Annotated in this window: 20 protein-coding genes; 10 read left to right on the plus strand and 10 right to left on the minus strand. The window is 69.1% G+C overall.

Annotation, left to right across the window (positions count from 1 at the left end; all coding sequences use genetic code 11):
- Positions 1-83 precede the first annotated feature (83 nt).
- On the minus strand, positions 84-647 hold the full coding sequence (locus ABD912_RS21495; protein WP_345154187.1) for an AMIN-like domain-containing (lipo)protein: 564 nt from the start codon (positions 645-647) through the stop codon (positions 84-86).
- 249 nt (positions 648-896) lie between these two features.
- On the minus strand, positions 897-1,709 hold the full coding sequence (locus ABD912_RS21500) for an alpha/beta hydrolase family protein (protein WP_345154189.1): 813 nt from the start codon (positions 1,707-1,709) through the stop codon (positions 897-899).
- A 256-nt stretch (positions 1,710-1,965) separates the two neighbouring features.
- Here ABD912_RS21500 and ABD912_RS21505 point away from each other — a divergent pair, with 256 nt between their 5' ends.
- Entirely contained in the window at positions 1,966-3,645 is a 1,680-nt protein-coding gene (locus tag ABD912_RS21505; RefSeq protein ID WP_345154191.1) for a molybdopterin-dependent oxidoreductase, read from the plus strand.
- A 16-nt stretch (positions 3,646-3,661) separates the two neighbouring features.
- On the opposite strand, the gene ABD912_RS21510 is transcribed toward ABD912_RS21505, so the two are convergent.
- The 4 genes from ABD912_RS21510 to ABD912_RS21525 form a co-directional block, all read right to left on the minus strand.
- On the minus strand, positions 3,662-4,708 hold the full coding sequence (locus ABD912_RS21510) for an MBL fold metallo-hydrolase (protein ID WP_345154192.1): 1,047 nt from the start codon (positions 4,706-4,708) through the stop codon (positions 3,662-3,664).
- Positions 4,709-4,711: 3 nt separating this feature from the next.
- Positions 4,712-5,629: an SDR family NAD(P)-dependent oxidoreductase gene (locus tag ABD912_RS21515; protein ID WP_345154193.1), complete on the minus strand. Its 918-nt coding sequence runs from the start codon at positions 5,627-5,629 to the stop codon at positions 4,712-4,714.
- Positions 5,630-5,653: 24 nt separating this feature from the next.
- Entirely contained in the window at positions 5,654-7,237 is a 1,584-nt protein-coding gene (locus ABD912_RS21520) for an AMP-binding protein (RefSeq protein ID WP_345154194.1), read from the minus strand.
- A gap of 192 nt (positions 7,238-7,429) precedes the next feature.
- Positions 7,430-8,041, minus strand: coding sequence for a TetR/AcrR family transcriptional regulator (locus tag ABD912_RS21525; protein ID WP_345154195.1), 612 nt, complete (start codon positions 8,039-8,041; stop codon positions 7,430-7,432).
- 195 nt (positions 8,042-8,236) lie between these two features.
- On the opposite strand from ABD912_RS21525, the gene ABD912_RS21530 reads away from it, so the two are divergent.
- The 5 genes from ABD912_RS21530 (at position 8,237) to ABD912_RS21550 (ending at position 12,999) form a co-directional block, all read left to right on the plus strand.
- A complete protein-coding gene (locus tag ABD912_RS21530; RefSeq protein ID WP_345154198.1) occupies positions 8,237-9,691 on the plus strand; it encodes an MFS transporter in 1,455 nt (484 codons plus the stop codon).
- Between the two features lie 18 nt (positions 9,692-9,709).
- Entirely contained in the window at positions 9,710-10,558 is an 849-nt protein-coding gene (locus tag ABD912_RS21535) for a MaoC/PaaZ C-terminal domain-containing protein (protein WP_345154199.1), read from the plus strand.
- Positions 10,555-10,959: a Zn-ribbon domain-containing OB-fold protein gene (locus tag ABD912_RS21540; protein WP_345154200.1), complete on the plus strand. Its 405-nt coding sequence runs from the start codon at positions 10,555-10,557 to the stop codon at positions 10,957-10,959. Before ABD912_RS21535 ends, ABD912_RS21540 begins: the two co-directional genes overlap by 4 nt.
- Before the next feature lie 5 nt (positions 10,960-10,964).
- Positions 10,965-12,125: a thiolase C-terminal domain-containing protein gene (locus ABD912_RS21545; RefSeq protein WP_345154203.1), complete on the plus strand. Its 1,161-nt coding sequence runs from the start codon at positions 10,965-10,967 to the stop codon at positions 12,123-12,125.
- Between the two features lie 169 nt (positions 12,126-12,294).
- Positions 12,295-12,999, plus strand: a complete 705-nt coding sequence (locus tag ABD912_RS21550) for an alpha/beta fold hydrolase (protein WP_345154206.1) — start codon at positions 12,295-12,297, stop codon at positions 12,997-12,999.
- A 6-nt stretch (positions 13,000-13,005) separates the two neighbouring features.
- Here the strand turns inward: ABD912_RS21550 and ABD912_RS21555 are convergent, their stop codons facing one another.
- Positions 13,006-13,926 (minus strand): LysR family transcriptional regulator, encoded by a 921-nt coding sequence (locus tag ABD912_RS21555; protein ID WP_345154209.1) that lies wholly within the window; start codon positions 13,924-13,926, stop codon positions 13,006-13,008.
- 142 nt (positions 13,927-14,068) lie between these two features.
- Here ABD912_RS21555 and ABD912_RS21560 point away from each other — a divergent pair, with 142 nt between their 5' ends.
- The 3 genes from ABD912_RS21560 to ABD912_RS21570 all read left to right on the plus strand — a co-directional run bounded on the left by ABD912_RS21560 (position 14,069) and on the right by ABD912_RS21570 (position 17,551).
- Positions 14,069-15,151, plus strand: a complete 1,083-nt coding sequence (locus tag ABD912_RS21560; RefSeq protein ID WP_345154212.1) for an MBL fold metallo-hydrolase — start codon at positions 14,069-14,071, stop codon at positions 15,149-15,151.
- A gap of 24 nt (positions 15,152-15,175) precedes the next feature.
- Positions 15,176-16,594, plus strand: coding sequence for an MFS transporter (locus ABD912_RS21565; RefSeq protein ID WP_345154214.1), 1,419 nt, complete (start codon positions 15,176-15,178; stop codon positions 16,592-16,594).
- Between the two features lie 198 nt (positions 16,595-16,792).
- A complete protein-coding gene (locus ABD912_RS21570; RefSeq protein WP_345154216.1) occupies positions 16,793-17,551 on the plus strand; it encodes a GTP cyclohydrolase II in 759 nt (252 codons plus the stop codon).
- 34 nt (positions 17,552-17,585) lie between these two features.
- Here the strand turns inward: ABD912_RS21570 and ABD912_RS21575 are convergent, their stop codons facing one another.
- A complete protein-coding gene (locus tag ABD912_RS21575; protein ID WP_345154218.1) occupies positions 17,586-18,146 on the minus strand; it encodes a dihydrofolate reductase family protein in 561 nt (186 codons plus the stop codon).
- Between the two features lie 169 nt (positions 18,147-18,315).
- On the opposite strand from ABD912_RS21575, the gene ABD912_RS21580 reads away from it, so the two are divergent.
- Positions 18,316-19,161 (plus strand): alpha/beta fold hydrolase, encoded by an 846-nt coding sequence (locus ABD912_RS21580; RefSeq protein WP_345154220.1) that lies wholly within the window; start codon positions 18,316-18,318, stop codon positions 19,159-19,161.
- A gap of 15 nt (positions 19,162-19,176) precedes the next feature.
- On the opposite strand, the gene ABD912_RS21585 is transcribed toward ABD912_RS21580, so the two are convergent.
- On the minus strand, positions 19,177-20,214 hold the full coding sequence (locus tag ABD912_RS21585) for an FAD-dependent oxidoreductase (protein WP_345154222.1): 1,038 nt from the start codon (positions 20,212-20,214) through the stop codon (positions 19,177-19,179).
- A 114-nt stretch (positions 20,215-20,328) separates the two neighbouring features.
- Positions 20,329-21,132, minus strand: a complete 804-nt coding sequence (locus ABD912_RS21590) for an alpha/beta fold hydrolase (RefSeq protein WP_345154225.1) — start codon at positions 21,130-21,132, stop codon at positions 20,329-20,331.
- Positions 21,133-21,141 lie beyond the last annotated feature (9 nt).

The raw sequence follows: 21,141 nt of genomic DNA on the forward strand, positions 1-21,141 counted from the left end.
TCCGGATCGCCGCAGCCGACCACAGAGCCGATCCTGCTCCAGGCTCTCTAGGTGGAGCAGGATCGGCGGCTGTTGTCGTCGACCTACCAGTGGTGGGCGACGTCGATGACCAGCATCGTTTGGTTCGTTCCCGGACCGGTGAGGGTGAAGACCCGGAACGGCAGGCGGGCGCGGACGCCCAGGCCGATGGTGGTTTGGCCTTCGAAGCTTCCTGCCCAAGCGACCTGGCGGAAGGTGTCGAAGTTCTTGACGTTGACGATGTTGGCCGGGTGGCGCGGGTTGTACGTGGCCTGGCCCTTGCTGTTGTAGGCCGGGGCCTTGACGATGATGCGGATGTCGTGGCCGCGCAGCTGCACCCGGTTTCCTTGGCCTTCGGTGTAGACGGCGGCGTAGCGGACGTCGTAGCCGGGGCGCTTGCCCTTGAGGTCAATCACCAGGCGGTCGAAGCAGGCATGCCTGCCGGCCCGGACGTTGGTGAGCACCGGGACGTAGTTCGATGACGACTTCTTGGCCTGGGATCCCCAGGTGATGTGGCAGGCGGGGGCCGCAGGGGTTGCGGTGGGGGCTGCGGTGGCTGCGCTGGGGGCGACGAGTCCCAGTCCGGCGACCAGCATGATGCTGGCGAGCCACGCATGGAGCTTTTTCATGGCGGGGGATCTTTCACAAGTGCGAGGATTTGGTGCGATTGCGGGATGCACTGATCCGGTGGGGGGATCGCCAGCTTCCGGACGAGGTGCCTTGCTCGCCGAATCATTCGTGTGCCTGTGTCGCCGAAGTGCCGGGAAGCCTCTTTCCCGGCCTGTTTTCGGTTGGATCCTCATTATCCGCCCGATTTTTCCGGCGGGAAAGGGGCCCGTGGCGGTAAGGCCGCGGGCCGGTCTAAGGAGTAATCGCCTTTAGGGCTTGTTCTTGTCGAGGGCCGCGGCGATCACGCCGCCGAACCGGCCGGTGAGGTCGTGCCCGACGCCGGCGGGGTACTTGGACGTGGTGCGGAAACCCCGCTTGGCGTACCAGGCCTTGCCGGCCTTGGCCTGGCCGATCGCGTCGAAGCCGGCGTCGGAGTTCTTCGCGGTGTCCGCCGTCCCGGTGTACCAGTGCATGGCGAACTTGGCCGCCTTGGCCTTGGGGAAGGCCTTCGCCTTTTGGTACGGCGCGTTTCCGCCGCCGAGCAGGACGGCCCCGCCGCCGTGGGAGATCGCGGAGGGGTACCGGGGCAGGTAGGACTCGGTGAGGAACTCGGCGCCGCCCGAGTACCCGGCGAGCCAGACCTGCTCGGCCTTCGGGTACTTGGCCTGGACCTTGCGCCGGAGGGCGTCGAAGTACTTGGCGTTCTTGGCCCCGTCCTCCCACCACGTCGCCGTGCCCTTCCGGTCGGGGGTCTTCACCACAACGGTGATGTACCCGCGGGCGCGGGCCTTGGCAACGATGCCCTTGCTGCCGCCGAGGGCGTAGGGGCTGGTGGGGTGGTTGAAGGCCCACTGCCCATCGCCGTCCAGGTAGAAGAGGATGCCCTTGGGGTCCCCGGTGCCGGCCGCGTACACGTGGTACTGGGACGTCGTCCCGGCGGAGGTGAAGGTCTTTAGCGTTTTGGTGCCGGCCGCGGAGGCGTTGGGCGCGTTCCCGAGCTGGATGCCGGACAGTGCGGCGGCCAGCGCCAGGGCGCCGACGGCCGCAGTGCGCAAGATCTTCGCGGTGCGCAGAGTTTTCACGGAGCGCAGTCTTCCCACGGTGCTTCCCCCTGTGTTTGTGGGCAGGCGTTCGGGGCGGTGCGGCCCCGGGTGCAACCTTAGGTCAAGGGCATGACCTCGGGGTGCTGACACACCCAAGGTTCACGGACGGTTAATGGCCGGTTCGTTGGTGGCAGGGCAGCGCTCCAATCCGGGATGCTGGCCGCTCCGAACCCCGAAGTAGGACCATGGAAGTGGCGCCGTCCCACGGTGCCGCCAGACCCGCCAGGAGGCACCCGTGAGCACTCCAGAAACCGGCATCCCCGGAACCGGCAGAACGGACGACGCCGGCGCCCGCGGCACGAGCGTCCGGCCACCACGCCGCGGGGCCGGTGCTGGTGCCGGGATCGGACGCCACGCGCTCGCCGGCGTCGTCGCCGCGGCCCTGATGTTCGGCACGGCGCAGTTCCTTTCCGCGTTCTTCGCGCCGCTGTCCTCGCCCCTGGCGGCGGCGGGCGCCTGGTTCATCGACATCACGCCGGCGTGGCTGAAGGACTTCGCGATCGGCCTGTTCGGGACGGCGGACAAGATCGCGCTGGGCGTCGGGATCGGCCTCGTGGCCCTTGCCGGGGCCGCGGTGATCGGGATCCTGGCCCGTCGGTCGCTGCGGGCCGCCTCCGTGCTGGTGGTGCTGATCGGCATCGCGCTGATGGCGGCGGTTTCCACCCGGGCCGGAACCACGACAGTGGACCTGCTGCCCACCGTCGTGGGAACGATCGTGGGGTTGGGGGCGCTGCACTGGCTCACGGGCCTGGCCGCCCGGTCGATCCCGTCCCGGTCGACGGCGGCCCCAGCCGAGGAGGGAAGAGCCGGACAGGCCGTCGCAGGGGAGGCCACCACGCCCGCTCCGGACCGCCGTGCGTTCCTGAAGGCCGCGGCGTTCGGCGGGGCCGCCGCCGTCGTGCTCGCGATCGGGGGCCGGGTCGTGGAGGCGGCCCGCGGCGGCATCCGGCAGGTGCGCGAGGCGATCCGGCTGCCCGCGCCCGCCCGGCCCGCGGCGCCGCTGCCGGCCGGAGTGCAGGCGCCCGTCGCGGGCATGCCGCCCTACACCACGCCCAACGGGGAGTTCTACCGGATCGACACCGCCCTGGTGGTCCCGCAGGTGGACCCCAACAGCTGGCGGCTGCGCGTGCACGGCATGGTGGAGCAGGAGGTGGAGCTCGGCTACGCGGAGCTGATGGAGTCCGAGCTGGTCGAGGCGGACGTGACGCTGACCTGCGTGTCCAACGCGGTTGGCGGGGACCTGGCCGGCAACGCGCGCTGGCTGGGGCTGCCGATCCGGCAGGTGCTCGAGCGTGCCCGGCCGCTCCCCGGGGCGGACATGGTGCTCTCCACCAGCGCCGACGGGTTCAGCGCCTCCACCCCGCTGGAGGTGCTGCGGGACGGGCGGAACGCGCTGCTGGCGGTGGGCATGAATGGCGAACCGCTGCCGCTGGAGCATGGGTTCCCGGTGCGCATGGTGGTGCCGGGGCTGTACGGGTACGTCTCGGCGACCAAGTGGGTGGTGGACCTGGAGATCACCCGCTTCGCGGACGCCAAGGCGTACTGGACGGTGCGCGGCTGGGACGCGCACGGACCCATCAAGCTGGCCTCGCGCATCGACGTGCCGCGCGGGTTCGTCCGCCTGCCCGCCGGGACGGTGGACCTCGGCGGCACCGCCTGGGCGCAGGGGACCGGGATCTCCCGCGTCGAGGTCCAGCTCGACGGCGGCGAGTGGCGGGAGGCGGTCCTGGCCGCCGAGGCGACGGTGGACTCTTGGCGGCAGTGGTCCTACCGCTGGGAGGACGCCGAACCCGGGGACCACACCGTGCGGGTCCGCGCCTACGACGCCAGCGGCACACAGCAAACCAGCGAGCGCGCCGACCCCGCCCCGAACGGGGCCTCCGGCTGGCACGAGGTTCGCTTCAGCGTCGGGTAGGGGAGTGCCCGTCTTCTCAGGGATTGGCCGGGGCGGTCCCGAGCAATTCCGTGCAGCGCCCGCGGACCAGCGCGTCGCTGGCGTCGGAGGCGACCAGATACGCCAGATGGGCGGCCGTCTCACCGAGAGCGAAGCCCAATGCCATGCCGGACAGGCCGTCCCAACCACGTTTCCATCGGAGGTGTTTGGCGGTATCCCATACGCTTCCGGGAGCGTGTGTTTCGACGGCTTCCCGCACTTCCCGGCTTCGCGTTTCGTGAAGGTCGCGCAGTTCCCGGACACGGGCTGGGAGCCCCTTGAACCGGTATTCGTGGGCGGGCAGGACCTCCGCGTGGGCGTAGAGCGCGACCTTGTTGAGCGACCGAACGTAGTCGTTGAGGGGGTCCGGCGAATGGCCTGGCTCCAGAGAGACGTGCGGTGAGATGCGGGGCAGCACGTGGTCACCAGAGAGGAGCATGTTGGCCTCGGCGTCGAAAAGGCAGATATGCCCCGGGCTGTGGCCCGGTGTTTCGACGACCCTGAGGTTTCGTCCACGGAGAGGAATGAGGTCGAAGTCCTCCAGGGTGAAGGAGATGTCTTGGAGGGATTCGAATTGGGGCCGGTAGTCGGCGCCTTGCCGGTACGCCTCGATGACGTCGCGGGGCGCACCCCATCGTTCGTACCGGTCGGCCAACGTCGATCCGCCGTCCCCGGGCAACGCGCGGGGTTCGTTCTTGCCGATGGCGAGCCACGCTCCATTGGCCGCCATGACGTCCTTGGCCAGGCCGACGTGGTCGGGGTGGTAGTGGGTGAGTACGATTCCGGTGACCGACGCCATGGGGGTCCCGGTGGATTCCAGCCCCGCTTCGAGCGCGACGAATCCGTCCGGGCTGCGCCACCCCGGGTCCACGAGGACCGAGTCCCCGTTTCCTTGGATGAGGTAGCACAACGTGTACCTCATGGGGTTGTCCGGGAACGGGACGGGGATGGACCAGATGTGGCCGGCGACCTGTTCGACGGGCGGCAGGATGTTCCTGCGCCAAGCCTCCTGTTGCAGGACGCCGGTCACCAGAATCGACTCCATGGGTTACTTCACCAGTTGAGACGCGAAGATGCTCGCCGGCAGGCCGTTTGCGAGAGGACGGAAACTGGCTTCCACGGCGGCTCCGAGCTCGTCGATGTCCCAGGGGGCGTCCGCTTCCACGGAGCTGATCTCCTCCGGGTTGGCGTACAGGCCCACCTTGTAGCCCTCTGCGGACACGACCCGCCCGCTGAGCCACTTCGAGTCCTCACTGGCGATGTAGAGGGCGACAGCGGCAATGTTGTCGGGCGACATCTCCTGCGCCGCGCGATCGTTCGAGCCCAGCTTCTTCTCGTCGGGCACGGTCGCGGTGAGGCGGGTGGCGGCGGCGGGCGCGATGGCATTGGCCGTGACACCGTAGCGGGCGAGACCCTGGGCCAGGGAGTAGGTTAGCCCGACGATGCCCATCTTGGCCGCCCCATAGTTGGGCTGGCCCGGGGAGCCCTGCAGCCCCGAAACGGAGGTGAAGTTTATGATGCGGTAGTTCGCGTCGGGGTTGCGCTGTTCCCGGAAGTAGGCCGACGCCGGGCGTATGGTGCTGTAGTGGCCCTTGAGGTGGACGCGGAGGACGGCGTCCCAGTCCTCCTCGCTGAGGTTGAAGATCATCCGGTCGCGCAGGATGCCGGCGACGTTGACGACGATGTCCAGCTTCCCGAACCGCTTGATGGCGGTTTCGACGAGCCGTTGGCCGGTGGCGACGTCGGCGATGTCGCCACCGTCGGCGATCGCCTGTCCGCCGGCGGCCACGATTTCGTTGGCGATGTCGTGGGCCGGGCCGGAGTCCCCGCCCTTGCCGTCCTCGCTGGTGCCGAGGTCGTTGATCACAAGCGAAGCGCCGTGCTGGGCGAACAGGCGGGAGATGGATGCGCCGATGCCGCGTCCACCGCCGGTGATGATGGCGACCTTGCCTTCAAGCTTTTTCATGGTGGCTCCTTCGTGCTGATTGGTTCAGAGGGGGGATGGGGCTGTGGCGGTTCGAGGCGCGGCCGAGGAATAGAGGTCACGCAGTTGTCGACGCAGCAGTTTGCCGCTCGGGGTGCGCGGGAACTCCTCGAGGAACTCGATGCGCTTGGGACGCTTGTAGGAGCCCAGGGCAGTCCGCGCGAAGCCGTCAAGCTCGGCCCGTAGGTCGTCGCCGGCGCTGAAACCCGGATTGAGTTGGATGACAGCGACGACGACCTGCCCCCACTCGTCGTCGTCGACGCCGATGACTCCGACGTCGGAAACCGCGGGGTGGTCGATCAGGGCCTGTTCGACCTCGGCAGGGTAGACATTGGCGCCACCGCTGAGGATCAGGTCGTTGCGCCGGTCCTGCATGAAGAGGTAGCCCTCCTCGTCGAGCAGACCCAAATCGCCCACCGTGACCAGGTCGCCGAACCGGTTGGCCTCGGTCTTTTCCGCATCGCCGAGGTACTCGAAGGGCATCGTGGACTTGAAGAAGATCCTGCCGCTTGTTCTTGCGGGCTGCTCGACCCCGAGCTCGTCGAGGATCTGCACGGCACCCGCGGCCGGGCGCCCGAGGGTGCCTGGGTGGGCCGCCCACTCGGATGGCGAGGCGATGGCGACGATCCCCTCCGTGGCACCGAGGTACTCCCAGATGATGGGTCCCCACCATGCGAGCATCCTGCGCTTAAGGCTCACCGGGCACGGGGCGCCGGCGTGCACGACAACCTCAAGGGACGAGGTGTCGGTGGCCTGCCGGATCTCTTCAGGCAAGGAGAGCAAGCGGTGGAAGTGCGTGGGGACCATGTGCGAGTTGGTGACGGAGTGGCGTTCGATGTCAGCCAGTACCTGCGCGGCATCAAACTTCGTGTGGATCACCAGGGTGTGCCCCAGATGCAGGGCCCCTGTCGCGAATCCGGCCGGGGCCGCGTGGTACAGCGGCGAGCAGACTAGATGGACTCCGTTGCTTGAGGCCAGGCCGAAGGATCCGAGCATATCCAATGTGCGCTGTGTTGCGGCCTCCGGGGACTCCTGCCCGACCTGCCGCTTCACTCCCTTGGGGCGCCCGGTCGTACCGGACGTGTAGCCCATGATGGCGCCGGCGACCCGGTTTTCCGGGGCGGCCGGAGGGTACCCGCGGCCGAGTTCGGCGTAGGGCATCCAGTCGGGCGGTGCCTCGGCCAGGGCGTAGCGGTGGACGGCACCCGTTGCCGTCCCGGCTGCATGCAGCAGGGCGGCCTGTGCGGGACCGGCCACGAGGACCTTGGCACCGCTGTTGGCGACGATGTACTCGGCTTCATCGGCTTTGAGGTGGGAGTTGATGGGGACGTAGTACAGGCCAACCTGCTGTGCCGCCAGGGAAACCGCCCAGTAGGCGGGGTCGTTGTCCATGAAGCCGGCGACGACGTCGCCGGCCTCCAGACCCAGGTCTCGCAAGTGGTTGGAGATGAGGTTCACCCGGCCGATGAGTTCGCCGAAGGTGGTTTCCTCCTCGTGCTGGATCAGGGCGACGCGATCGGGGTCGACGACGGCCCATTGGTAGGCATTCCGCGCGGCATCGTTGCCGGAGGATGGATTGGTGGGTTGCATAGCCAGCTCTTTTCATGAGAAGAGGCGTGGAGTCTACTATCGGACGATTATCGTCCGTAAAGTGAACGTAGGCCCATCGGGCGTGGTCGTCAAGTACTTTTTCCGCGGCATCCTGGATGCGGGTGTGCTGCGTCCGGACGGGAAGAGGCTGTTTGAGGTGCGGTGCGTCCGTGGTGGGGGCGTGTTCTCGGGTTAGCCGAAGCTGGCGAGGGCCAACCCGACGACCCGCTGGGCGAGTTCGTGCCGGCCCTCAAGCATCGAGGTCGAGCGGTGGCTGGGGGTGAGCAGGAACCTGTTGATGATGGCTCCCCGAATGGCGTCGAAGATCAGCGTCGGCGATGCCGTGTCTGGGAGTTGGCCCCGGGAAACCGCCGCCGCGACATAGGTCCGCGCCGAGGCGGTCCAGGCGGAACGGATCGGGTCCATGGCTTGGTCCAGAATCTCGGGATAGATCTTTGCCTCCAGTTGGAGGCGCAGTTCGGCGAGTCCCCGCGGCGTGTGTAGGGCTCCGATCAGGCCCTCGGCCATGGTTTCGAGGTCCGTGCGCAGATCGCCGGTATCGCGAAGGCTCACATCGGGCGCTTTTGATCCGGCGATCGCATTGGTGAGAAGCTCCTGCTTCGTGGGCCAGCGGCGGTACAGCGCCGCCTTGCCGACTTTGGCGCGGGAGGCCACGGCGTCCATGGTGAAGCCGTTCCATCCGACCTCCGAGTAGAGCTCGACGGCGGCGTTCAAGGCCCGTGCTTCGACGCTGGGGTCGGCCGGGCGGCCGCGGGGGGCCGTCCGCTGCGGGCTGGTGCTCATGGATACATCATGCCTCGCGAGGGGTTGACAATCACCTCCGCCACTCCCATGCTGGGGTCCAGTTCTTTACGGACGAAAAACGTCCGTATGAATCCCTTTCGTTCTTCCTTCCTTCCCCGCGGCGTGCCGACCAGGTGCGTCGCCATCAACTTCCCTCGGTCGACGGCGACCCGAGGGCCGTGGAACGGACAATTCATGACGAATCAAAAAACCCTCCCGACGACTCCGCTCGCCCGGACGGGCATCATGGCGATCGTTGGCTTTCTCGCATTTTCGGAGATTGTGAGCGGTTTCCTCCAGTCCTGGTACGCGCCCGTGCTGAGCATGCTCGGAGAGCGTCTTGACACGAACGCAGCCCAGCTGAACTGGGTCAGTGCGTCCTACCTGCTGGCATCGGTGGTCTTCGTCCCGCTCTTGGCCAAGCTCGGGGACCTCTATGGCCACAAGAAGATGGTCCTCATCGTTTTGACCACGGTGGTGGTCGGAACCATTGTCACTGCGGTGGCAACGACCTTTCCCATGTTTGTTCTTGGGCGGGTCATTCAGGGGGCCTTAGGGGCCCTGCTGCCCCTCGAGATGGCCATTATTCGCGAGCGGTCCGGTGACCGTGCCGCAAGTGGTATCGGCATCCTCGTAGGCTGCCTCGGCGCCGGAGCCGCCATCGGAACACTGCTGGTGGGGTTCTTGGGCACCTTCCTTCCGCTGGCCGCAATCCTGCTCGTTCCGGGAGCATTGACACTCTTGGCTCTCGTTCTCATTGCCTTGACCGTTCCTGAAACCACTATTCGCAGCCAAGGCAGTATCGACTGGAAGGGAGCGACCCTTTTGGGTCTGGGGTTGGCGCTGACGCTGTTCGCGGTGAGCAATGGCCGGGCCTACGGTTGGACTTCGCCCCTGATCATTTTCCTGATTCTGGTCGGTATCGCCGCATGCATCGCGTTTGTGCGGGTGGAGCGACGCGTCAAGAGCCCGCTCGTGGACATCGACCTGGTCACCCGCGGGGGCGTCGGATTTTTCCTGCTGCTGATGCTGCTCTTCGGCGCCCAGTTCTATGGCTCGGGCTCCGTGAATTCGTTGTTCGCCGCGGCCAAGCCGGATACGGCGGGATATGGCTTTGGCCTGGATTCACTTGGTGTCTCGCTGACCCTGTTGCCTTCATCCGCCATGCTGATGGTCGGAGCCTTTATCGGGGCCCCGCTGGTCCGTCGCTTCGGCCAGGCGCGGGTCCTCTGGGTTTCAAACCTGCTGGTGGTCGCCAAATACGTCATGGTCATGCTTTTCAACGACAACCTCAGTGTCTTCTTCGCAGCCCAGTTCGTTGGGGGATTCGGCATCGGGATCTTCGTGGCAATCATGCCGGCCATCGTCGTCGGACTGGCCCCCAAAGACTCCTCCGGCATCGCCGGCGCCATGTACAACACGTCCCGCACCCTGTCGGGTGCTTTGGGCGGTGCCCTTTTCGCCGGTGTCATGTCGGCCATGTTCCTGCCCGGCACCTCGGTCCCGAGCCTCGGCGCGTTCCTGACGGTCTGGGCCATCTGCGGCGGGCTGAGTGTCGTCATCATGGTGATCCTTCCCTTGGGCCGGAAGATCACCGCCCGAGCGGAGTCGCCGGCCGAACCCACCTTGAAAACCTCCGAAGTACATTGAGTGAAAGGACGGCCGATCGTGGCTGTGTATCTGGAAAAAATCGGGACCGAATGGGCGGTCGGCACCAGGCAGTGGGACTCGAAGGACGCGCTGCTCTACGCCCTTGGCGTCGGCGCCGGAGCCGAGAACCCGCTCAGCGAGCTTGAGTTCACCACGGAAAACTCAGGCGGGCGGCCCCAGAAGGTCCTGCCGACCTTCGGCGTCGTCATGGGAGCCGGCGGTGACCTGGCGCGGTTCGGGGACTTCCCGCTCTCGGCGATCCTGCACGCCGAACAGTCCCTGACGCTCAAGCGTCCGATTCCCGTCGAAGGCTCGGTGGACATCGTGGCTCGACTCTCGGACATCCAGGACAAGGGTAAGGGGGCGATGATCTTCACGGAATCCGACCTCGTGGACCGCGCTACGGGCGAGCTCCTGCTGACCAACACAACGACCATCTTTGCGCGGGGCGAGGGGGGCTTCGGAGGGACCCGGACCGGCAGCACGCCGTGGCAGGTACCCGAACGCAGTCCCGACCACGTAGTGGTCTATCGCGTGCCGGAGCAGCAGGCGCTGATTTACCGGCTCAGCGGCGACCGCAATCCGCTGCACTCGGACCCGGTGTCCGCGCGGTCCTCCGGCTTCGACCGGCCCATCCTGCATGGATTGTGCACCTTCGGCTACACCGGCCGGGCCCTGCTGCACGCGCTGTGCGGCTCGGATCCAGCCAGGTTCGAGCACATGTCCGTCCGTTTCGCTGCCTCCGTCTATCCGGGGGAGGAGCTCACGGTGCGGATCTGGGAGGACGGGGACACTGCCAAGTTCCAGACCCATGCCGGCGACCGGCTCGTGCTGGACCGCGGCGAGTTCAGGAGGTCCAGTCGATGAGCTACGCCCTGCCAGCCCCCACACCGCAGACCCGGTTCTTCTGGGACGAGGCGCAGCAGCGGCGCCTGGTGCTCAGCTACTGCCGGGACACCGAGCAGTACTTCTTCTACCCGCGGGCGTTCTCGCCCTTCACGGGATCCGCCAACGTCGAATGGCGCCAGGCAAGCGGAATGGCAACGCTGCACTCCTACATCATCAACCACCGGCCGGTTCCGGGGAGCGAGATCCTCTCGCCTGTCATCGCACTGGTCAAGCTCGCCGAGGGCCCCGTGATGATGAGCAACATCGTCGACGTCGACCCGCTGCCAGAGAACCTGCCGCTGGACATGCCCCTGAGGGTCGACTTCCGGGAAGCCGATGGGATGCTGCTACCCGTGTTCACTCCGACGAAGGAACGGTGACCCACATGCCCACCATGCACGCAGGAAACATCGCCATCGTCGGTGCTTCCGAAACGACCGAAATCGGGTCCCTGCCGCAGATGTCCATGCTGGACCTGCACGCCGAGGCGGCGCTCAACGCGTTGCGCGACGCCGGACTGAGTGTCGCCGACGTCGACGGCGTGGCCACGGCCGGACCCCTGGCCATGGAGGTCAGCCACCACCTCGGCATCACGCCTCGCTGGTTGGACGGGACGATGGTCGGTGGCGGCAGCTTCATGCTGCTGGTCCGGCACGCCGCCGCCGCCATCGCCTCGGGGGCCGCACGGACCGTGCTCATCACGCACGGCGAATCCGGACGATCACGCGTCGGAATGAACCCGTGGGTGCGCGCGCCGGAATCCTTCGTGGGCCAGTTCGAGATGCCCTACGGGGCACAGATGCCGTACTCGACTTTCACCCTGCCCGTCATGCGCTTCCTGCACGAGCGCGGCATGGATCGCGAGGATCTGGCACGAGTCGTCGTGGCCCAGCGGCAGTGGGCCGTCAAAAACCCCCGGGCCCTGAAGCGCGACCCGCTGACCATCGAGGACGCGCTTTCCTCGGCGCTGGTGGCCTACCCGTTCACGAAGGACATGTGTTGCGTGGTCACCGACGGGGGCGGGGCGTTGGTGCTGACCTCGGCGGAGCGGGCGCGTGACCTTCCCGCAGGGGGCCGGGCCATATTTCTGCTTGGCTCGGGTGAATCTGCTGAGGCGCCGCTGGTCTCCCAGATGGAGGAAGCCGGTTCCTTCCACGCCTTCCGCCGTTCCAGCACCGAGGCCTTTGAGACCGCCGGGGTCGGGCACGCCGACATCGATCACCTGATGATCTACGACGCCTTTGCCCACCTTCCCCTCTACGGCCTCGAGGATCTCGGGTTCGTGGGCCGCGGGGAATCGGGCGCCTTCATCGCTGAGGGACACACCGGGCTGGACGGCGCGCTGCCGATGAACACGAACGGCGGCGGCCTCTCCTATACCCACACCGGGATGTACGGAATGTTCGCCATCCTGGAGGCCGTCCGGCAACTCCGCGGCGAGGCGGCGGCCCAAGTGCCCGGGGTGAAAACCAGCTTCGTCCAAGGCGTGGGGCTGTTCTTCGCAGCCAGCGCCAGCCTGGTCCTGGGTACCGCGGATACCGTGTAGCCGCGCTGGCCCCCAACCGTGGACGAAGCCCTGACATCGGTGCAGGGTGAAGTCCATGGTTGGGGGCGCGCCAGACCGGCGAGTGCGCCGACCCGGCCCGCCGTTCGGGGATTTGCCGATCCCGCGCGCCGCTGTTCAACGAACGCCCGCCGCGGCGTAGGGTCGGCCCATGGACATCGTTCTGGTTCCCGGATTCTGGTTGGACGCCTCCTCGTGGGACGCAGTGGCGCCCACGCTGACCGAGGCGGGGCACCGGCTGCACCCGGTGACGCTGCCCGGCCTGGAGTCGGTGGAGGCCCCGCGGGCCGGCATCGGGCTGGCGGACCACGTTGCCGCCGTCGTTCAGTTGGTCGACGGGCTCGAAGGGCCCGTGGTGCTCGTGGGGCACTCCGGCGGGGGAGCTGTCATTCACGCGGTCGCCGACGCCCGCCCGGAGAAGATCGCGCGCAGCGTCTACGTGGACAGCGGGCCGCTCGGCGAGGGCGGGTCCATCAACGACGAATTGCCTTCCGAGGGCGATGAGGTACCGCTGCCGCCGTGGGACGGCTTCGAGGAGGCGGACCTGCGGGACTTGGACGAGGAACTCCGGGACCAGTTCCGGGCGCGGGCCATCCCGGAGCCGCGCGGCGTGGCCCAGGACCCCCAGCACCTGCACGACGTGCGCCGGTACGCGGTCCCGGCCACCGTGATCGCCTGCGCCTATCCGTCCTCGCTGCTGCAGGAGTGGATCGACTCGGGGCACCCGTACGTGGCCGAGCTGGCCCGCATCCGCGACGTCGAGTTCGTGGACCTGCCCACCGGCCACTGGCCGCAGTTCACCAAGCCGAAGGAACTGGCGGCGGTCATCCTTTCGGCGGTGGACCGGACCGCGTAGGGGCGGCTACCCCCTCGGCTCCTGGCCTGATTCTTTGTCCGGCCAGCGCGCCCGCAGCGCCGCCAGCGTCTCCTCGACCAGCGCGCTCCGGGCCACCCCGGCCGGCAGCGACGCCATCACGGAGTTGGTGGGGACGTCGTCGGCCAGCGGCCGGAAGACCAGCGGCCGCCCCTCGGGGGAGAGCGCCGTCTCCTGCATCAGCAGCGAATACGCCAGCCCCCGGCCCACGATCGACTGGATCGCCTGCACGCTGGCGCTGCGCCAGCGCACCAGCGGCTCCACCCCATGGCGCTGGAACTCGGCGATGGTCCGCTGCAGGGCCGGCTCCTCGTCCATAAGCATGGCCGGGTACTTGGCCAGGTCGCGGAACCGGATCGATTCCCTGCCCGCCAGCGGATGGTCGGCCCCGAGCACCACCTTCCGGCGCTCCTCGCTGAGGACCACCGTGGCGCACTGCGGCTCGACCTGCGCCTCGTAGACCACGCACAGCTGCGCGCGCCCGGCCAGCATGGCCTCCTGGATCTGCGGTCCGGTCCCTTCCAGGAAATCCAGTTCGACGGCGGGATGCCGCGTGGTGAACCACTCCACCAGGTGCGGGATCACGTGCATCGCCAGGGTGCGGAACACGCCCACCACCAGGCGCCCGGAGAGTTCCCCGTGGACCTGGTGAAGCGCGGTGGACATCTCCGCGACCTGGTCGGCAACCAGTCGGGCCCGCGTGGCGACCGTCTGCCCCTCGGCCGTCAGCGCCACGCCCTTGCCCCGGCGGCGGATGACCAGGGTGGCCCCGAGCGCGTCCTCCAGCTGTCCCAGCGCCAGGCTGACCGCCGCCTGGCTGACGTTGCAGCGCCGCGCGGCCTCGGTCACCGACTGCGTTTCGGCGATGGCCGCGAAGTACTCCAACTGGCGCAGCGTGATTTCCTTCAAGCCGTTCTCCTTGCATGAGTTTTGCTTATGCCACTAGTCAGAAATTGTAGTTTGGCATATGTGATGGGCGCCACCAGACTGGATTCAAGTTCGAATCCCCAAGCCGCACTTCCCCGGAACGGCGCCCCCAAGGAGACACCCGATGACCGCAACCCCCGACAGCGCCGCCACCCCCAACGGCGTCCCGTACGTCGTCACGCTGGGAACCGCCGGCGGTCCGCGCTGGTGGAAGGACCACGCCGGCACGCCGCGCTTCGGCATCGCCACCGCCGTCGTCGTCAACGGGACCTGGTACCTGGTGGACTGCGGCCAGGGCGCGGGGCGCCAGGCCAACGCGGCCGGCCTGAAGATGGCGGATCTCGGCGGGATCTTCGTGACCCACATGCACTCGGACCACACCGTGGACCTGCCCTCCCTGCTGCTGTTCGGGGCGTTCGAACTCAAGAACACCGCCCGCGGCCCCATCCCGATCGTGGGCCCCGGCGACCGCGGCAAGCTGCCCCCGCTCTCGCCCCGCGCCACCTCCGTCCCCGTCCCGGTCGCCCCGCACCGGCCCACCCCCGGCGTTGCCGGCCTGGTGGAGGGCCTGCTTGCCGCCTACGCGACCGACTGCAACGACCGCATCTTCGACTCCCTGGCCACCTCGCCGCTGGAGCAGTTCGAGGCCCGCGAGATCCGCCTGCCGGAGGGAACCGGGTTCGATCCGGACCACAACGTGGCCCCGGACATGGAGCCGTTCGAGGTGTTCCGCGACGCCAACGTCACGGTCAGCGCCATTTTGGTCTCCCACCACCCCACCGCACCCGCGTATGCCTTCCGGTTCGACACCGCGCAGGGCTCCGTCACGATCTCGGGGGACACCGCCCCCTGTTCCAACATGGTGCGCCTGGCCCGCGGCACGGACCTGCTGCTGCACGAGGCGATCAACCTGGACGTCCTGGCCGCGCAGTACTCCGACGCGCAGATGCTCCAGGCCACCATGGACCACCACCGCCGCGCCCACACCACCGCCGAAGAGGCCGGGCGGATCGCCGCCGACGCCGGCGTGCGCCACCTCGCCCTGCACCACCTGGTGCCGAGCTACTCCCCGCCGGAGGCCTGGGAGAAGGCCCGCACCACGTTCTCCGGTCCGCTCTCCATCCCGGACGACCTCGACGTCATCGCCTTCGGCGCCGGCGCCGAGTCCCAGCAACCCGTTCCCGCCGGCACCGCCGCCGGCTGGTAGATTCACTCACCCTCAAGGAACGCCATGACCCTGAATGCCAACGCCCCGGGACCCGTGCCCGGACCGACCGCCAGCTACACCGCCAGCCCGCAGGAGATGCGCCGCATCCTCTTCTCCAGCTTCCTGGGCACCGCGGTGGAGTACTACGACTTCATCCTCTACGCCACCGCCGCCGGGATCGTCTTCAACCAGGTGTTCTTCGCCGGAATGGACCCCAGCCTGGCCATCTTCGTCTCCTTCGGCACGCTCGCCGTCGGCTACATCGCCCGGCCCCTGGGCGGGTTCATCTTCGGGCACCTCGGGGACAAGGTCGGCCGCAAGTCGATCCTCGTGGGCACCGTCCTGATGATGGGCCTGGCCTCCACGGCCATCGGCCTGCTGCCCACCAGCGAACAGATCGGCGTCTGGGCCCCCATTCTGCTGGTGAGCCTGCGACTCTTCCAGGGCATCGCCGTCGGCGGCGAATGGGGTGGCGCCATGCTGCTGGCCTTCGAGAACTCCAAGAAGGAATCCCGCGGGTTCGCGGCCGCCTTCGCCTACATGGGCGCCCCGGCCGGCACCATCCTCGGCACCCTGATGCTCTCGGCCATGTCCACGCTCCCGAAGGAGCAGTTCATCGAGTGGGGCTGGCGCGTGCCGTTCGTGCTCTCCGCCGTGCTGATGGCCCTGGGCATCTTCATCCGTATGCGGGTTTCCGAGTCCCGCGTCTTCAAGGAACTCTCCGCCAAGAGCGAGGCGAAGAAGAGCCGCGTCCCGGCCGCCGAGCTGTTCCGGGAACACCCCAAGTCCCTGCTCGTCGCGGTGGCCTCCGGCCTGTCCGGCCAGATGGCGCAGGGCCTGATGGGCGCCTGGGCGATCTCCTACGCCGTCCAGCAGGCCGTCCTGGCCCAGACCGAGGTGCTCAACCTGAAGGCGATCGGCGGGGTGGGCACGATCGCGGCGATCATCGTCGCCTCCAAGCTCTCCGACCGGCTGGGGCGCCGGCGCATCCTGATCTGGGGCAACATCGGGGCCATGCTCCTGGCCTTCCCGGTGATGGGCCTGCTGGAGATGGGCTCCACGACCGCCTTCCTGCTGGCCATCTTCCTGGGCCTGAGCCTGGTCCAGGGCTTCACGGCCGGCCCGTACGGCGCGTTCGTCGGTGAACTGTTCCCCACCTCCGTGCGCTACTCCGGCACCTCGATCGGCTACCAGTTGGCCTCCACGCTCGGCGCCGGCTTCACCCCGATGATCGCCACCGCGCTGGTGATGGCCGGCGGCGGATCGCTGTGGATGGTGGCCGTGCTGTGGATGGCCTTCTCCGCGATGAGCCTGGTCTCGCTGCTGGCGGCCAAGGACCGCTCCCGCGAGGAGATCCAGGACCTCGACGGCGGGGCACCGGGCACCGACGGAACCGCGGCCGACGGCGCGCGCGGCACCGGGAGGCTCGCCCCGACCGCGTAGGGCAGTTCAGGTACGACGCCGGCACCCGCCCGGGTGCCGGCGTCGTGCCGTGCCCGGAGCCTCCGGAGGCGGGGCCGTTCGCCCGGCCCGAAGTTGCCGTGCCGCCGGGCGGACCGGTGTCCGCGGGCAGCGGAACATGGTTGAAGGATCAAGGGGACTGCCGTAGGGTTGTTTTAACCTTCAAGCATTGGAGCGACGATGACGACCAGCTGCCCCGTATCCGCACCCCCGCGCGCCGTGGTCCCTGAAGCCCCGCCCCTCCCGGACACCCCTGCGGTCTCGGCCCCGGCCGTGGACCAGGCGGCCGCACTGGTCCGGACGCGGGTGCGCCTGCCGCTGGAGTTTGCCGACGGCTACGCCACCACCGCGGACGTGTTCACCTTCGACGGCCTTCTTGACGGCCGGGAGCACCTGCTGGTGGGCCTGGGTGATTGGGAGCAGGCGCTGGACCGCTCCGCCGCGGGCGGTGAGGCGCCGCTGGTCCGGCCCCACAGCGAGTGCCTGACCGGCGACGTGTTCGGATCACAGCGGTGCGACTGCGGACCGCAGTTGCGCGAGGCGGTCGAGCGGATCGCCGCCGCGGGCGGCTTCCTGCTCTACCTGCGGCAGGAGGGGCGCGGCATCGGCCTCTACGCCAAGCTGGACGCCTACGCGCTGCAGGACGCGGGCCTGGACACCTATGCGGCGAACGTGGCGCTGGGACGCGGTGAGGACGAGAGGGATTACCGGTCCGCGGCCCAGATGCTGCTGGCCTTGGGGGCCGGCAGGATCCGGCTGTTGAGCAACAACCCGGACAAGGCGGCGCAGCTGGAATCCCACGGCGTGGCCGTCGCGGAGCGGGTGCCCACCGGGGTGTTCCTCTCCGACGCCAACGTCCACTACCTCACCGTCAAGCGCGACCATACGGCCCACACCCTGGACCTGGGGCAAGCCGTCTCCCGGCTGTCGCAGTCCTGACCCCGGGTCCCTGACGGTCCGGGGCTGATTCGATTCAGCGCAGCCGGTAGGTCAGGCCCACGTGGCCGCTGGGGTGGGTCACCGCATTCTCGAGGGAAAGGCGGGCGTGTCCCAGGCTCGCGGGCGTGACCGACCACCCGGCCCCGATGAGCACCGGAACGATCCGCAGCCGCAGCTCGTCGACGAGCCCTGCGGCGAAGAGCGAATATGTCAACGTCAGGCTGCCCCACACCACGATTCCCTGGTGGCGCTCCTTGAGGGAGGCGACGGACGCCGCCCCGTCGCCCCGGAGCAATTCGGCCTCCGTGTCGCCCCAGGGGGCCGAGTCCAGGGTGTTGGACACCACGTACTTGGGCAGCCGGTTGATGGGTTCGGCCACCGGCTCGACGGCGGGGTCGGCCGTGGGCCAGTAGCCGGCAAACATCCGGTAGGTGTTGGCCCCCAGGACGATCGCGTCGACGCGCTCCAGGAAGGCGAGCTGGTCCGGATCGGAGGGGTCCGCGACGTCCACCTCCTCGAAGAAGCCCAACCCGCCGTCGGGCTCGGCCGCGTAGCCGTCGGCGCTCACGATCTGCTCCACCGTCAAGATCCCCATGGTTCCTCCGTGTTGGCGTCCCGCTCCGGCTTGAATCTTCGGGTCGCAGCCAGCGTACGTGCCGGGCAAACCTAGCGGGAGGGAATCCGGCGCTGTTCTTCCTTGCAGGGTGGGGGAGGGCGCATATTGGGCATGTCCGCCATCCTTGATGACAAGCCGAGGAGGAACCGTGTCCGAGGTTGCGACCACGTCCCTGGGCGACCGCGTCGCCTTCGACCGCCGGGGCGCGTTTGGCCACGGCGGTCCCTATAGCGACGCCGCCCATGCCGCCGGTGCCTATGACCGCGGCGCAGCACCCGCCGTCGTATTTGTCGCGGGGGCCGGCCCCTGGCGGGAGATCGACCGGGAAACCACGTCCACCGCGGAACTCCTGCAGGCCCGCGGGGTGGCCTCGATCGTGTACGACAGGCTCGGCCGCGGCGAAAGCCCTGCCGAAGGGCCCATCACCCTGGACCGTGAGGTCGCCGCGCTCGCCGCCCTGGTCGAGTCGGCCGGCGGGGACGCCGTGCTGTGCGGGCACTCCTCGGGGTGCTCGATCGCGCTGTACGCGGCAACGCACGGGGTGCCCGTGGCCGGATTCGCGCTCTGGGAGGCGCCGCTCGCGCCCCCGGACAGCGGGGCCCGCGAATGGGCCGCGGAGATCGGACGGCTGCTCGACCACGGCGCCCTGGACGGCGCGCTGGCCGCATACATGAAGGACATGCCGCCCGAGATCCTCGAGGCGGTGCGCAGCATCCCCGCGATGGTGACCCAGGCCGGCAGCCTGCGCCCCGATGCCGAATCGCTGGCCTGGGCCGAATCCGCCCCGCTGGCCGACCTGTGCGCCGGCATCCGCGTCCCGGTCCTGGCGATGGTCGGCGAGGAGACCTACGAGATCATGGATTCCGCGGCCGAGCTGATCGCCGCCGCGATCCCGGGCGCCGAGCGCAAGCGCCTGCCCGGCGCCCAGCACGGCTGGAAGCCGGAACCGATGGCGGCCGAGCTGGCCGCGTTCGTGTCCCGGATCCGGCACTGACGGGGAGTCCGCCGATCAGGACAGGCGATGGGCCACGGAACCGATGGCCGTGAGCAGGCCGTCCCTCGCGCCGGGGCGCCACGAGCGGTTGCTGATCCTGGACACCAGCGCCGAGGCGCGGACGATGCGCAGGGAGGGACGCCGGCGCACGTGGTCGTAGCGGGCCAGGCCCTCGGCCACGGTGGGCGCGCGGACCAGGGATTCGGCGAGGATCAGGCCATCCGCCACGGCCTCGCAGCCGCCGCGCCCCAGGTGCGGCGCCATCGCGTGCGCGGCATCGCCCACCAGCACCGTGTTGGCTGACACGAAGGAGGACAAGGGAGCGGACTGTTCAATCCGGCGCCGGTCGACCCCTCCCTCGGGAACGGCGTCGAGCACCCGCTGCACGCCCGGATGCCAGCCCGCGTAGAGCCGGCGCAGGACGGCCAGCGCGTCCTCGTTGCGCGTGCCGGCCAGCTCGACCGCCACGCCCGCGTACCAGTTGGTGCCCCCGCCCGGGAACGGGCCGGTCCCGAAAATCAGCCCACGCCCCCAGGTTTCGGAGGCGCCATCCACCGGAACGGGGGCGACGCCGCGGAAGGCCACCACCCCGGTGTCGCGCAGCCGTGCCCGCGGGAAGGCCGCAGCGCGCACGGCGCTGTGGACGCCGTCGGCCCCGACCACCACGTCCGCCGGCGGGGGCGGCGAGGACGGGCCGGCACGGTTCGACCAGCGCACGGTCCCCTCCGGCAATCCCCCCAGCAGCGCCTCCAGCAGTTCCATCCGGGGCACGAGCCGCAGCGTGCCCCGAGCGGCGATGCGAACCAGCACGTGGCCGTCGGGGTGGAGCAGTTCGCCCCCGGGCAGCCCGATGGCCACGGAGCTGAGCCTTTCCGCGACGCCGAGCTCCTGCAGGGTGCGCCAGGCGCTCGGCCAGATCCCGATCTGGGTTCCCGCCGTGGACAGGAACGGCTCGCGCTCCAGGACAGTGACCTCCCAGCCCGCCGCGCCCAGGGCGCGCGCCGTCGCGAGGCCGCCGATCCCGGCCCCCACAATGGTCGCCCTGCCGCGCATGCTTTTGGCCGCCCCCGTTCGTCCGTGCTGTTTGGGTGCCGCGCTGTTTGAACGCCGCGGCGTGTCGGTATCCCGGTGTTCCGGTATCACGGTACGGCCGGTACAGCGCGGTGCCTACAGTCCGGCGAGGAACTCCTCCAGTGCGGCGTTGAACGCCTGGGGCTGCTCCATGTTCGGGGTGTGCCCGGCGCCGTCGATCCGCACGAAGGTGCTGTGCGGCATGAGTTCGTGCATACGGGCGCCGGCCCCGTCGTCGAACGCGTCATCGGCGCCGGCGATCACCAGCGCGGGAACGGTGACCGCGCGCAGGGTCTCGGTGAAGTCGCGGCGGGCAGCGCGCCCGCGCATGGCGGCGGCGGACCCGGCGGCGGGGGAGCGGCGGATCATCTCCAGCACCTTCGCGGCGACCCCCGGCTTGGCCTGCACGTTGTGGGCGGCGATCATCACTCCCAGCACGTCGGAGGCGTAGGCCTGCATGCCCTCGGTGACCAGCCGGTCCGCGACGGTGTTGCGGCGGCGCCTGCCCGCGGCGTCCTCGGCCTGCGGCACGGTGTCCACGATCGCCAGCGCGCGCACCCGCTCCGGGTAGGAGTGCTGGATCTCCATGGCGACCTGCCCGCCCATCGAATAGCCCAGCACGACGGCGGCGGGCACCTTCAGCGCGTCCAGCAGCCCGATCGCGTCGGCCGCGAACTCCTCCGTGTAGACGATGCCGGGGGTCACCTCCGACTTGCCGAAGCCGCGCAGGTCCGGGGCGATGACCCGCCAGCCGAGGGCGCCGAAGTGCTCCACCTGCCCGGCCCACATGGACTTGTCGAAAGCGTGCCCGTGCAGCAGCAGCAGGACCTTGTCGGTGTCGGCGCCCGGCGCGGAGTCGAGGTAGGCGAGGGCTGCGTCGTTGACGGTGGCGGTGGGCATGGGCGTCTC

The organism is Arthrobacter ginkgonis (genome assembly GCF_039540195.1).
Taxonomy (GTDB): domain Bacteria; phylum Actinomycetota; class Actinomycetes; order Actinomycetales; family Micrococcaceae; genus Zafaria; species Zafaria ginkgonis.